We start from the raw sequence: 12827 nt of genomic DNA, 5'->3' as shown, positions 1-12827 counted from the left end.
ATAAGAACCAGTCGCCTTCTATATTATACAGAAACCTTCGTCCAAATCGATTGGAACTGCCCCATAGGTAGGGCTACTGACACTAACTCTGCGGAACCAGAACCGGCTGAAACACCGACCGGCGCTCCCGCGCGCGAGCGCGGGCCGGCAGTCCCTGATACATTTGCTTCGTCGCTTCGACCAAGATGACGCCGGCCAGGGCGGGCCAGAATCTCTGCCCGATTCGCTCGATGGCCGGAGCCGAGCGGACCAGGAAGCGTCGCTGGAACGGTGGGGTGAACAGCGCGCCCTGCCAGTCGATCGGCGAAAACAGCGTATCCTTCAGGAGCTTGTCCATCTGCCCGCGCGAGAAGGGACGGCCGTAGCCGAAGGGCGTGGTTTCCATCCGCGCCCAGATGCCGGTTCGCGACGGAACCGCCGCGATCAGCCGTCCGCCCGGCGCCAGCACGCGCCAGACTTCGCGCAGGACGTCGGCCGGCTTCTCGGCCATTTCCAGGCAATGCACCAGAAGAACGCGATCCATCGAGCTATCCGGCAGAGGCAGATCCTGCTCGTGCACCAGCGCGGTCGCAGACGGACCTTCGCTCGGCCAGTTGACCACGCCCATCTGCGCCGGCATGAAGCCGATCACCCGTTCCGCCTCGTCCTTGAACGGGCGCAGATAGGGCGTCGCATGGCCGATGCCGAGCAGGCGGTCGCCGGCCACCTTCGGCCACATGGCGCGCAGGCGCTGGCCGAGGATCGAGCGGGTCACGCGACCGAGCGGTTCGCCGTAAAAATTCCTGAGATCGACGATGTCGAGATACATTCTGAACCCATGGCTCGCGATCGGCGTTGTCCTGCCGATCCCGCTGCGGCCCCGGACGGGAACCGACCGATACTCTGGCCGCGGGATCGACGGAATGCTAGGGGTTCGAGACGGGCGGACGCTTCCGACCCGCCTCGTCAATCCGAACCACTAACGCTATGATTTCGTGGTCAATTCAATCCGACATGCGCGGGACGCAAAGGTCCGATCGAATTGACCGCGCGGCAGGGTGACGAAGAAGGAGTGATCGCTTGGCTCGACTGCAGATCTACCAGTTTGCCTGCCTCTCCGACAATTACGGCGTTCTCGTCCACGACCCGGCGTCGGGCGCGACCGCGTCGATCGACGCCCCGGACGAAGGCCCGATCCTGCGCGTGCTCGACGAGACCGGCTGGCGCCTGACCGACATCTGGGTCACCCACAAGCATCACGACCATGTCGGCGGCGTGGCGGGCCTGAAGGCCCGTTTCGGACTGCGCGTGATCGGTCCGCGGTCCGAGGCCGACCAGATTCCCGGCCTCGACGTGCCGGTCCAGGAGGGCGACCGGCTCGCCTTCGCGGGCCACGAGGTGCTGGTGCTCGACACCCCGGGCCACACGGCGGGCCATATCGCCTATGTGCTGCCGGACGCCAATGCGGCCTTCGTCGGCGATACCCTGTTCGCGCTCGGCTGCGGGCGGGTGTTCGAAGGCAGCATGGCCGACATGTGGGCGTCGCTGCAGAAGCTGCGCGCCCTCCCGGTCTCGACCGAGATCTATTGCGGGCACGAATATACCCTGTCCAACGCACGCTTTGCCGTGTCGGTCGACCCGGACAACGCGGCGCTGCGCACGCGGCTGGCCGAGATCGAGAAGCTGCGCGCGGAGGGGCTGCCGACCCTGCCGACCTCGATCGCGCGCGAGATCGAGACCAATCCGTTCCTGCGCGCCGACGATCCGGATCTCGCCGCGGCCCTCGGCATGGCCGGCGCCGATCCGGTCGCGGTGTTCACCCGCCTGCGCGAAGGCAAGAACCAGTTCCGGGGCTGACGCCATGGACCGACAGGCCGAAGAGATCATCCGCCGCCTCGGGCTCGTGCCCCATCCGGAGGGCGGGCATTACCGCGAGACCTTCCGGGACGCCGATCCGGCCGGCGGCCGCGCCCGCTCGACCGCGATCTACTTCCTGCTGGCGGAAGGCGAGCGCTCGGCCTGGCACCGGGTCGATGCGGTCGAGATCTGGCACTGGCATGCCGGCGCCCCGCTCGAACTGGCGGTCTCGCCCGGCGGCCGCCATGTCGAGCGGACCCTTCTCGGCGGCGACGTGCTGGCCGGCCAGGTGCCGCAGGGCATCGTACCGCCCGGCGCCTGGCAGAGCGCCTGGAGCCTCGGGGCCTGGACTCTGGTCGGCTGCACGGTCGCGCCGGGTTTCGAGTTCGCCGGCTTCGAGATGGCGCCCGCCGGGTGGCATCCGGCCGAGGGATAGGCGGGCGAAGGATAACGGTCGACGGATAGCGGTCGACAGATAGGCGGGCGGGCGCCCGATCAGGCGTCCGTCGCGGTGGCGCCGTGCCCGTCGCCGGCCGCCGAGCGCCGGCCGAACAGCATGTCCTTGGAGGCGATCAGCGCGCCCGCCGTGATCGCCACCGCGCCGACCGCGATCGCCGGCGTGAAGCTGCCGAAGCCGGCGGCGACGAGCAGCAGCGTCGAGGTCAGCGGCGACAGATAGGCGACCGCGCCGAGCACCTGGATGTCGCCGCGCTTGACGCCGTAATCCCAGACGAAGAAGGCGAGGCCGACCGGGAACAGCCCGAGCCCGACCAGCGCCGCCCAGGCGCCGGGCCCGGCCGGCCAGACCGTCTGTTCCAGCGCGACATGGCACAGTCCGGAAAGCACCGCCGTCGCCAGGCAGAAGCCCGCCACCGCCTCGGTCGGCACCGCGCCGAGCCGGCGCGAGACGACCGAATAGCTCGACCAGGTCAGGGCCGAAACCACCGCGGCGGCATAGCCGGGAATGTGGGCGGCCTCGATCACCAGCCCGCGCCCGCCGGTGACGATCGCCGCCGCGCCGCACAGTCCGATCGCCGCGCCGATGACGTGATGCAGGCGCAGGCGCTCGCCGGGCAGCAGGCCCGAGAACAGGACGATCAGCAGCGGCCAGCAATAGTTGACCAGATTGGCCTCGACCTTCGGCGCCAGCTGCAGCGACGTGAAATAGAAGAAGTGGAACCCGAACAGTCCGCCGGTCCCGATCAGCCAGACCTTGGCCGGCTGCAGCAGGAGACCCAGGCGCCCGGTCGCGGCGAGCCAGAGCGTCGCCAGCGTGCCGGACAGGCCGAAGGTCAGGGCGGTGGTCAGGAAGGGCGGCACCGGGCCGGCCGCCGCGGCGAGCACGCCGAGCGTCGCCCACATGGCGACGGCGCTGAGGCCGACCAGGGTGGCGACGTTTCGGCTGGTCATGGGCGGTGTCCGGATCAGGCGGGTTGCGGGCGGCAGGTGCGGCGAATCGGCATGTCGGCCGGCCCGTCGGTCGGCGGCCCGCCGGTCGACGGCCTGCAGACCTCGCGTCCTGTAGCCCGCGGACCGGTGCCGGTCCACCCCCATGACGTGCACGGGCGTATCGATCGGACGGTCGTTGCGCTGCCGGACGCCGAATCGAGGAAAGATGGCCCGGCCGCACGATTAAAGGCCGCCGACATTTCCGTCGGACCGGCACATGCGGTAGCCTGCAGCCGACCCGATGCCGCCCGGACAGGCAGCCGACCATACCGCACTTTCCCAAGCCCCCGCATTTCCGGCGAAACCCGGGCGCGGGCGCCATTTCAAAGGACTGGCCGAAACCGATGGCCGAGACATTGCGATCCGTTCTGTTCGTCGACTTCGACAACGTGTTCTTCGCGCTGCAAAGTGCCGACAAGGATGCCGCCCGCGCCTTCGCCAACGATCCGCAAAGCTGGCTCGATGCGATCGAAAGCGGCGTCCTAATCGAGGAGGCGGACGGCAGCGAGCCGATCCGCCGGCGCATCCTGATGCGCCGCTGCTACGCCAATCCGGCGGTGATGCGCTATTTCCGCCCGTCCTTCACCCGCTCCGGCTTCCAGATCGTCGACTGCCCGCCCTTGACCGGCAAGGGCAAGAACTCGGCCGACATCTACATGGTCGTCGACATGCTCGACGCCATGCGCCACGAGACCCGCTTCGACGAGTTCATCATCCTGTCCGGCGATGCCGACTTCACGCCGGTGCTGACGCGTCTGCGCGCCTACGACCGGCGCAGCGTGATCTACTCCAACGCGGTCACCGCCGCCGCCTACAAGGCGCTGTGCGACGGCATGATCACCGAGGAGCGGCTGATCGACCTGACCGGCTTCGGCGACGACGATTTCGAACGCCCGCCCGAGCCCGCAAAGGCCGACGCCCTGCGCGCCGAGCCCGCGAGACCCGAACCCGCGAGGCCCGAGCCCGCAAGACCCGAGCCTTCGAAAGTCGAGCCTTCGAGGGCTGAGATGGGGAGGCCCGAGATGGCGAGGCCCGAGGCCATCCGGCCGGAACCGGTCCGCCAGGAGGCCGGGCGCAGCGATCGTGCGCGCGGCGAGCCGGCCCGGGCCGAGCGCCGCGAACCGGTCCGCGATCCCGTCCCGCGCGATCCGTCGTTCCCGCCGCAGCGGCGCCAGGGGGCCGGCCGTCCGCGGCCCGGCGCCTTCGCACCGGCCCGGGACGAGGGGTCCGAGCCCGGCAATCTCTCCGACATGCCCGCGGAGGCGGCGACGGGCCAGGACGGCGGCGCGGCAGCGGCGCGGTTCGACGACATGGAAGGCGTCGCCCGCCGGGTCTCGGCGGCCACCAGCGTGCCGGCCTTCGCCCCCGAGGTCTATGCGCAGTTGTTCCGGGCCCTGGCGGCGGAGGTCGCGGAGCGCGGCTTCAGCCTCAATCGCACCGTCAACGGCGTGATGCGGCGCCTCAGCGAGCACGGCCTCAAGCTCCGCCCGCAGTCGGTCGCCTTCGTGATCAAGGGACTGATGCTCAGCGGCCATGAATTCGCCGCCGGCGACAAGCCCGGCGCACTGGCCAAGGCGTTCCGCCGGCAGGTGCTCTATCTGGCCGCCAATGCCGACCTGGTCCTGGCCGACGCCGAGCGCGCCATGGTCGGGGCCTGGATCGTCGGCGCCCTGCGCACCGGCCAGTCTGGCGACGCCGTCGAAACCGAGCCCACCCCGGGCGACCAGGAACGCGCCGCCGAGGCCGCCGGGATCGCCATCGAGGAGACCCTGCATCCGCTCCCGCGGCATGCGCCGGCCGCGCGGTTCGACCCGGCGCCGGACGCCGCGCCCGACGACGCTGCGGATTACGGAAGGGACGCGGCAGACGACGACGACGCGCCGGATGAGTCCGACGAGGACGACGGTCCGGAGGATGACGGGCCGGAGGATGACGGGCCGGAGGATGACGACGACGGGCCGGATCGGGACGACGACCCGGAAGGCGACGACGGCCCCGAGCGCGAATACCGCACGGAGGACGACGACCGTTCGGACACGGACGAAGCCCGCAGCGACGGCGGGTCCGGCATGTCGGCTGCCGGCGCGGCGCGGACGGCCCCGGAGGCGCCAGCCCCCGCCCCCGCCCGCAAGGTCTCGATCGAGGATCTCCTCGCCCGCATGCGGACGCCGCGCGGGTCGTAGCACTCGAAAGCCGCGCCGGTCCGACTGACAGCCGCCCGGGCTCGCGGCGACGCAGAGGGCCGCCCTCTCACGAGAGCGGACCGACGCGTTCAGGCCGGCAGCGCGCGCTCGACCAGGCGGACCCAATAGGAGGCGCCGTAGGGAATTGCGGCGTCGTCGAAATCATAGGCCGGGTGGTGCAGGCCGGCGGTATTGCCGTTGCCGACGAAGATGAAGGCGCCCGGCCGGGCCTCCAGCATGAAGGCGAAGTCCTCGGAGCCGAGCTCCGGCGGCATCGCGGTGTCGACCGCATCCACGCCGGCGACATCGCGGGCGACCTCGGCGGCGAAGCCGGTCTCGCGCTCGTGGTTCACCAGCACCGGATATTCGCGATTGTAGTCGAGCACCGCCTTGACGCCGTAGGCCGCCGCGGTCGTCTCGACCACCGTCCGCAGCCGCGCCTCGACATGGTCGCGCACGGCGGGCGACAGGGTGCGGACGGTGCCGACCAGCCGGCCGGTCTGCGGTATGACGTTGTCGGTGAAGCCGGCATTGAAGCAGGTGATCGAAATCACCGCGGAGGCGATCGGGTCGATGGTGCGCGAGACGATGTGCTGCACCGCCTGCACGATCGCGGCGCCGGCCAGCACCGTGTCGCAGCACAGATGCGGGGTCGCGGCATGGCCGCCGACGCCTTCGAGGTCGATGGTGATCGTATCGCAGGAGGCCAGAAAGGCCCCGCTGCGCAGCGCGAAGCGACCGACCGGGATGCCCGGCGCGTTGTGCATGCCGTAGACCGCGTCGACGCCGAAGCGGGTCATCAGCCCGTCGTCGATCATCGCCTTGGCGCCGCCGCCGGCCTCCTCGGCCGGCTGGAAGACCAGCACCACGGTGCCGGCGAAATTGCGCGTCTCGGCGAGATGGCGCGCGGCGGCGAGCAGCATGGCGGTGTGGCCGTCATGCCCGCAGGCATGCATTTTTCCCGGGACCTCGGAGGCCCAGTCCTTGCCGGAGGTCTCCAGGATCGGCAGCGCGTCCATGTCGGCCCTGAGCGCGATGGTGCGGCCGGGCGCGCGGCCGTGGATCACGCCGACGACGCCGGTGCGGCCGATCCCGGTCGCCACCGCGTCGACCCCGAATGTCTCGAGCTTCTCGGCCACATAGGCCGCGGTGCCCTCGACCGCATAGCCGAGTTCCGGATGGCGGTGCAGGTGCCGGCGCCAGCCGGCGACCTCCGCGGCGGCGGCGTTCAGGGAATTGACGATCGGCATGGCGAACCCCTGTCCGGTTGCTCGGTCGAAACGGATGGTTCCCGGCCGTCTCGATCGAGCAACCCAGTCTTAGACCATTACCCGCGCAACGCCCGCCTCAGGACCTTGCCGGAGGCGGTGCGCGGCAGTTCTTCGAGAAAGACCCAGGCGCGCGGGCGCTTGTAGTCGGCCAGCCGCGTCGCCGCGTGGGCGGCAAGCGTCGTCGCATCGGCCGCCGCCCCCTCGCGCAGCACCACGAAGGCGGTGACCACCGAGACCGCTGCGCCTGCGACCTCCGCGACCGCCACCTCGGCCACGTCCGGATGGTCGGCGATCGCCCGCTCGACCTCTTCGGGGGCGACGCGGTAGCCCTGCGCATTCATCTGGTCGTCGGCGCGGCCCTCATACCAGACATAGCCGTCGGCATCGAAGCGCGCGAGATCGCCGGTCAGGAACCAGTCCCCGCGCATCTGCGCCGCCGTCTCGGCCGGCAGGTTCCAGTAGCCGAGCATCAGGCCCGGATCCGACCGGTCGATCGCCAGGATGCCGGTCTCGCCGGGGCCGAGCGGCGTCGCACCGCCGGCGACCGGCAGGACCGCGAGCCGGCGCCCGGCCTGCGGCTTGCCGGGGCTGCCCGGTCGGGTCGGCACGTCGGGGCCGGAGGAGAGATAGGTCGAGATCTCGCTCATGCCGAGCGCCTCGTAGAGCGGGCGGCCGGTACGGGCGACCCATTCGTCGTGCAGCGCCGCCTTCAGCGCCTCGCCGGCCGAAAGGCCGTGGCGCAGCGCCGGCATCCGCTCCGGGCCGATCGCGGCATATTTCAGGATGCGCCGGTAGAGACCCGGCACGGCGGCGAACAGGGTCGCGCCGGTCGCCTCCAGGAGGTCGGGCCAGATCTCCGGCGGCCGGTCGCCGAGATGGACGATGCTGGTCGCGCCGTTGACCCAGGGGTCCATCAGGCCGGCGCCGAGCGTGTAGGTCCAGTTGAAGGCGCCGGCATGAAACAGGCGGTCGTCCGGCCCGATCCCATACCAGCCGCGATACATCGGCCGCCGGCCGAGGATGACCCGCTGGGCATGGAGCACGCCCTTCGGGCGCCCGCTGGTGCCCGACGTATAGACCAGGAAGGCCGGATCGTCGGCCAGGGTGTCGGAGAAGCCTGCCGGCCGGGCGGCGGTCAGCCGCGACGGATCGTCGATCGCCGCGACGCCGTCGCGCGCCGCCGGCATGGCGCCGGAACCGTCGCCGACGACCAGACGGGCGCCCGAATCGGCAAGGATCAGGTCGGCCTCGGTTCCGGTGAGTTGGGTCGAGGTCGGGATCGGCACGAAGCCGGCCGCGATGGCGCCGAGGAACAGGACCGGGAACAGCGAGGTGTTGCCGACCCGCAGCAGGATGCGGTCGCCCCGCGCCAGCCCGGCCGCGGCAAAGCCGCCGGCCGCGGCCAGCGCCGCGTCGCGGAAGGCCGCATAGGTCCAGGTCTCGGCGATCCGCCCGCGCGGACCTTCGGCGACCATCAAGGCGGCCTTGTCGGGCACCCGGTCGGCCGCGGCGAGGCAATGGGCGGCAAGATTGAAGCGGACGGGGGGCGGCGCGCTCATGCCGCGCTCCGGGAAAGCGGCCCCATGCGGCAGGTCGCGGTGCGGCGGATCAGGCGATCAGGTTCAGCGAACTGGTGCTGGCGGCCAGCTTCGCCCGCGCCTGCGCCTGGATGCGCTGCGCGGTCTGCTGGATGATCAGCGTGACCTGGCTCGACCCGAAATCGGTCATCTGCGACGCGAAGGTGTCGGCCGCCGACGAGATCGAGTCGCGCGCCGAGTTCGCCGCCTGCTTGTTCATGTAGGACAGGTTGCGCGGCGTGTAGAGCTGCGGCCGGTACTTGGAGATGCCAGAGATCGCCATGATGGCCGCTTCCAGATCGATCAGGGGACGAGGATGGCACGCCACACCTTCACGATTCGTAAACGACCATGACCGGACCCTTTCCGCGCCCCGCCCCGCTCAGCGGGTCGGGATCGGCTTCTCGCCGCGGTAGTCGTAGAAGCCGCGCTGGGTCTTCCGGCCGAGCCAGCCGGCCTCGACATATTTCACCAGCAGCGGGCACGGGCGGTACTTCGAATCGGCCAGCCCCTCGTAGAGCACCTGCATGATCGACAGGCAGGTATCCAGGCCGATGAAATCGGCCAGCTGCAGCGGGCCCATCGGATGGTTGGCGCCGAGCCGCATGGCGGTGTCGATGGCATCGACCGAGCCGACGCCCTCGTAGAGCGTGTAGATCGCCTCGTTGATCATCGGCAGCAGGATGCGGTTGACGATGAAGGCCGGGAAGTCCTCGGCCACCGTCGAGACCTTGCCGAGCCGCAGGACGAAGGCCTTGCAGGCGTCGAAGGTCGGATCGTCGGTCGCGATGCCGCGCACCAGCTCGACGAGCTGCATCAGCGGCACCGGGTTCATGAAATGAACGCCGACGAACTTCTCCGGCCGGTCGGTCGAGGCGGCGAGCCGCGTGATCGAGATCGACGAGGTGTTGGTCGCCAGAAGTGCGGAGGGCTTCAGGAGCGGACAGATCTGGGCGAAGATCTTGCGCTTGATCTGCTCGTTCTCGGTCGCCGCCTCGATGACCAGATCGCAATCGGCCAGCGCATCCAGGTTCTCGGCCGCGGAAATGCGGGCGAGCGTCGTGACGCGCTCGGCCTCGCTGATCTGGTTCTTGTTCACCTGGCGGGTCAGGTTGCCGTTGATGGTGGCCAGCCCCGACTGGATGCGGTCGAGCGAGATGTCGTTCAGCGCGACGTCATATCCAGAGAGCGCGCAGACATGGGCGATGCCGTTGCCCATCTGGCCGGACCCGATCACGCCGACCTTCTTGATCTCTATTCCCATCGTCCGTCTCGCTCTCCGATCGCGTGCCATGCCCCCGGACCGCCGGCCGGAGGCATGGAATGCGATCCATGCCGGATCCATCGCCGCAATCCGTTGCGGCACCGCCCGGGAAACCGGGTCTCCGAATGCCGCGGCGGGCGGCGTCGAGCGGGCCGCCATCCTAACGCGGTCCGTCTGGCGTACAAGCCGTCGGATCGTCGAAATGCTGCGCTGCGGGCTTTCAGGGGGCCGTCCCGGCCGGTGCGGCCGAAAGGCTTGATCGCGATCGCAAAGATCGCCGCGCCGGCAATGCAAACGGGCGGGAACGCCTGGCTCCCGCCCGTTTGCGACCTGCGACAGTCCGCCTCACGGCCTCACGGCCGCGATCCGACCGCCTCTCAGCGGCCGAGCTTGCCGAGTTCGGCGGCGAGTTCGGGCAGCGCCTGATAGAGGTCCGCGACCAGGCCGTAATCGGCGACCTGGAAGATCGGCGCCTCCTCGTCCTTGTTGATCGCGACGATCACCTTGGAGTCCTTCATGCCGGCGAGATGCTGGATCGCCCCGGAAATGCCGACCGCCACATAGAGCTCGGGCGCCACGACCTTGCCGGTCTGGCCGACCTGCCAGTCGTTCGGCGCGTAGCCCGCATCGACCGCCGCGCGGCTGGCGCCGATGGCGGCGCCGAGCTTGTCGGCGACCGGTTCGATATAGGTCGTGAAGTTCTCGCGGCTCTGCATCGCGCGGCCGCCGGAGACGATGATCCGCGCCGAGGTCAGTTCCGGACGGTCCGACTTCGACAGTTCCTCGCCGACGAAGGTGGAGAGGCCGGGATCGGACGCGCCGCCGACCGTCTCGACCGGGGCCGAGCCGCCGGTGCCGGCCGCCGGGAAGGCGGCGATGCGCACGGTGACGACCTTCTTGGCGTCGGTCGACTGCACGGTCTGGGTGGCGTTGCCGGCATAGATCGGCCGCTCGAAGGTGTCGGCGGAGACGACCTTGGTCACGTCCGAGATCTGCATCACGTCGAGCAGCGCGGCGACGCGCGGCATGACGTTCTTGCCGGTCGTGGTGGCCGGGGCGACGATCGCGTCATAGGGGCCGGCGAGCGAGACGATCAGCGCCGACAGCGGCTCGGCCAGCGCATGGGCGAGGCCGGCACCTTCGGCATGCAGCACCTTGGCGACCCCGGCAAGGCCGGCGGCCTCCTGGGCCGCCGCGGCGGCATTCTCGCCCGCGACCAGCACTTGGATGTCGCCGCCCATGGCCTGGGCGGCCGAGAGCGCCTTGTGGGTGGCGTCCTTCAGGGACGCGTTGTCGTGTTCGGCGACGAGAAGAATGGTCATGGTTCCGGTCTCCTCGCGCTCAGATCACGCCGGCTTCGGACTTCAGCTTCTGGACCAGCTCGGCGACCGAGCCGACCTTCACGCCGGCCTTGCGGGCACCCGGCTCGACGGTCGTCAGCACCTTCAGCCGCGGCGTCGTGTCGACGCCGAAATCGGCCGGGGTCTTCTCGTCGATCGGCTTCTTCTTCGCCTTCATGATGTTCGGCAGCGACGCATAGCGCGGCTCGTTGAGGCGCAGGTCGGTGGTCACGATGGCCGGCATCTTCAGCTTGACGGTCTGCAGGCCGCCGTCGACCTCGCGGGTCACCGACAGCACGTCGCCGTCGATGACGACCTTGGAGGCGAAGGTGCCCTGCGACCAGCCGAGCAGGGCCGACAGCATCTGGCCGGTCTGGGCGCAGTCGTCGTCGATCGCCTGCTTGCCGAGGATGACGAGACCCGGGGCCTCCGCCTCGACGACACCCTTCAGGATCTTGGCCACCGCCAGCGGCTCCACCGCGGCGTCGGTCTTGACCAGGATGCCGCGGTCGGCGCCCATGGCGAGGCCGGTGCGCAGCGTCTCGGCCGCCTGGGCCGGTCCGATCGAGACCACCACCACCTCGGTCGCCTTGCCGGCTTCCTTCAGGCGCAGGGCCTCCTCGACGCCGATCTCGTCGAACGGATTCATCGACATCTTGACGTTGGCGAGGTCGACCCCGGAGCCGTCCGGCTTGACGCGGATCTTGACGTTGTAGTCCACCACCCGCTTGACGGGCACGAGTATCTTCATGATCGACAGCCCTGTCTCACGGCGCCTTGCGAACCCGGCCGGGCCCGGCGGCGCCCCTCAGAATTCCCCGCCGCCTCCGAAGACGACGCGACGCCGTGGCGCCGGACGTCCGCGGACCCGACGTCGCGCGCCCTGCCCCCGACGGGAGGCAGACCGGCGCTCGGCCGTTCCGGATCCCGAGCCACACGGATCAGTCCATCCGGCTTCGGGATGTTCCGGCGATCCGCCGAACCCTCAGCGCGGTAAGAGGACGTCCTGGCCTGACGGAAGCGGATCGTCTTTGTCGAGAGCGACACGAAAGTGCGCTGGGACGCTAATGATGCAGTGCGGCCAAGTCAACGTGACCGAAGGGATCGAAACCGGTCACGCGGCGGCGCCGAGATCGGTTCCGGTGTCGAACAGCCGGACGCCGGGCCGGCGCAGCACGAGCACCAGCGCGGCACCGGCCGCCAGCCCGCCGATATGGGCCCACCAGGCGACGTTGTCGCCCTGGTGCACCGCAACATTGTAGAACTGGAACAGGATCCAGGCGCCGAGCGCCAGCCAGGCCGGGATCGGCAGCGGAATCCGGCCGAGCGCCAGGATCCACAGCCGGACCCGCGGATGCAGGATCAGATAGGCGGAGACGATGGCGGCGATCGCCCCGGACGCGCCGATCAGGGGCAGGTCGGACGTCGGATTGAGGAGGACATGGGCGCCGCCCGCCACCGCCGCGCTGACCAGGTAGAAGGCGAGGAACTTCAGATGCCCGAAGGCGTCCTCGACATTGTCGCCGAACACCCAGAGGAAGACCATGTTGCCGGCCAGATGCCACATGTCGGCATGCAGGAAGGCGTAGGAGACCAGCGTCACCGGCGGCGGCACGAGATCGTAGATGGCCGGCATGCGCCGGATGCCCTCGACCACGCTCGGAATCACCCCGAAGGCGACCGTGGCACCGGTCTCGGCATTGGGAATGAGCGTGGTTTGGGCCGCCAGCCAGATCGCGGCATGGACGGCGACCGTGATGCCGATCAGCCCCCAGGTGACATACGGAAAGGCGACATGGCGCAGCGGATTGGCATCATGCAGGGGAATGAACACGGGGGGCCGGCTCCGGCGGACGATCGGCCATCATAGGCGCGAAAGCCGCGCCGCGGATAGGGCCGGAACCGGC

12 protein-coding genes are annotated in these 12827 nt (G+C 69.9%); 3 read left to right on the top strand and 9 right to left on the bottom strand.

Annotated features, from left to right (window positions below; translation table 11 throughout):
• Positions 1-82: 82 nt before the first annotated feature.
• Positions 83-808, bottom strand: coding sequence for a class I SAM-dependent methyltransferase (locus ABB55_RS18140; protein WP_054360058.1), 726 nt, complete (start codon positions 806-808; stop codon positions 83-85).
• A 251-nt stretch (positions 809-1059) separates the two neighbouring features.
• Here ABB55_RS18140 and gloB point away from each other — a divergent pair, with 251 nt between their 5' ends.
• Positions 1060-1836 (top strand): hydroxyacylglutathione hydrolase, encoded by a 777-nt coding sequence (gloB, locus tag ABB55_RS18135; RefSeq protein ID WP_054360057.1) that lies wholly within the window; start codon positions 1060-1062, stop codon positions 1834-1836.
• 4 nt (positions 1837-1840) lie between these two features.
• Positions 1841-2272: a cupin domain-containing protein gene (locus tag ABB55_RS18130; protein ID WP_054360056.1), complete on the top strand. Its 432-nt coding sequence runs from the start codon at positions 1841-1843 to the stop codon at positions 2270-2272.
• Between the two features lie 59 nt (positions 2273-2331).
• Here ABB55_RS18130 and yddG read toward each other — a convergent pair whose 3' ends face one another.
• Positions 2332-3246, bottom strand: a complete 915-nt coding sequence (gene yddG / locus ABB55_RS18125) for an aromatic amino acid exporter YddG (protein WP_054360055.1) — start codon at positions 3244-3246, stop codon at positions 2332-2334.
• A gap of 383 nt (positions 3247-3629) precedes the next feature.
• Between yddG and ABB55_RS18120 the strand changes: the two genes are divergently transcribed.
• A complete protein-coding gene (locus ABB55_RS18120; protein WP_054360054.1) occupies positions 3630-5468 on the top strand; it encodes an NYN domain-containing protein in 1839 nt (612 codons plus the stop codon).
• A gap of 89 nt (positions 5469-5557) precedes the next feature.
• Here ABB55_RS18120 and ABB55_RS18115 read toward each other — a convergent pair whose 3' ends face one another.
• The 7 genes from ABB55_RS18115 to ABB55_RS18085 form a co-directional block, all read right to left on the bottom strand.
• Positions 5558-6718, bottom strand: coding sequence for a M20 aminoacylase family protein (locus ABB55_RS18115; RefSeq protein ID WP_054360053.1), 1161 nt, complete (start codon positions 6716-6718; stop codon positions 5558-5560).
• 77 nt (positions 6719-6795) lie between these two features.
• Entirely contained in the window at positions 6796-8298 is a 1503-nt protein-coding gene (locus ABB55_RS18110) for a class I adenylate-forming enzyme family protein (protein ID WP_054360052.1), read from the bottom strand.
• A 49-nt stretch (positions 8299-8347) separates the two neighbouring features.
• Positions 8348-8599, bottom strand: a complete 252-nt coding sequence (locus ABB55_RS18105; protein WP_152982090.1) for a hypothetical protein — start codon at positions 8597-8599, stop codon at positions 8348-8350.
• A 99-nt stretch (positions 8600-8698) separates the two neighbouring features.
• Positions 8699-9580, bottom strand: a complete 882-nt coding sequence (locus tag ABB55_RS18100; RefSeq protein WP_054360050.1) for a 3-hydroxybutyryl-CoA dehydrogenase — start codon at positions 9578-9580, stop codon at positions 8699-8701.
• A 377-nt stretch (positions 9581-9957) separates the two neighbouring features.
• Complete coding sequence (locus ABB55_RS18095) at positions 9958-10902, bottom strand: electron transfer flavoprotein subunit alpha/FixB family protein (protein WP_054360049.1); 945 nt, start codon at positions 10900-10902, stop codon at positions 9958-9960.
• Between the two features lie 19 nt (positions 10903-10921).
• The gene (locus tag ABB55_RS18090) at positions 10922-11671 is read right to left on the bottom strand and encodes an electron transfer flavoprotein subunit beta/FixA family protein (RefSeq protein WP_054360048.1); all 750 of its coding nucleotides are present in this window, start codon (positions 11669-11671) and stop codon (positions 10922-10924) included.
• A 363-nt stretch (positions 11672-12034) separates the two neighbouring features.
• Positions 12035-12754, bottom strand: coding sequence for a rhomboid family intramembrane serine protease (locus ABB55_RS18085; RefSeq protein ID WP_054360047.1), 720 nt, complete (start codon positions 12752-12754; stop codon positions 12035-12037).
• Positions 12755-12827: the final 73 nt, after the last annotated feature.

Origin of the sequence: Prosthecodimorpha hirschii (assembly GCF_001305515.1) — a bacterium.
GTDB classification, from domain to species: Bacteria; Pseudomonadota; Alphaproteobacteria; order Rhizobiales; family Ancalomicrobiaceae; genus Prosthecodimorpha; species Prosthecodimorpha hirschii.
This window is presented reverse-complemented; position numbering and strand designations above follow the sequence as displayed.

Coding starts and splice junctions, on each gene's coding strand:
- ABB55_RS18140 (WP_054360058.1), bottom strand. CDS start 808: ATGTATCTCGACATCGTCGATCTCAGGAATTTTTACGGCGAACCGCTC.
- ABB55_RS18090 (WP_054360048.1), bottom strand. CDS start 11,671: ATGAAGATACTCGTGCCCGTCAAGCGGGTGGTGGACTACAACGTCAAG.
- ABB55_RS18110 (WP_054360052.1), bottom strand. CDS start 8,298: ATGAGCGCGCCGCCCCCCGTCCGCTTCAATCTTGCCGCCCATTGCCTC.
- ABB55_RS18095 (WP_054360049.1), bottom strand. CDS start 10,902: ATGACCATTCTTCTCGTCGCCGAACACGACAACGCGTCCCTGAAGGAC.
- ABB55_RS18120 (WP_054360054.1), top strand. CDS start 3,630: ATGGCCGAGACATTGCGATCCGTTCTGTTCGTCGACTTCGACAACGTG.
- yddG (WP_054360055.1), bottom strand. CDS start 3,246: ATGACCAGCCGAAACGTCGCCACCCTGGTCGGCCTCAGCGCCGTCGCC.
- ABB55_RS18115 (WP_054360053.1), bottom strand. CDS start 6,718: ATGCCGATCGTCAATTCCCTGAACGCCGCCGCCGCGGAGGTCGCCGGC.
- ABB55_RS18100 (WP_054360050.1), bottom strand. CDS start 9,580: ATGGGAATAGAGATCAAGAAGGTCGGCGTGATCGGGTCCGGCCAGATG.
- ABB55_RS18105 (WP_152982090.1), bottom strand. CDS start 8,599: ATGGCGATCTCTGGCATCTCCAAGTACCGGCCGCAGCTCTACACGCCG.
- ABB55_RS18130 (WP_054360056.1), top strand. CDS start 1,841: ATGGACCGACAGGCCGAAGAGATCATCCGCCGCCTCGGGCTCGTGCCC.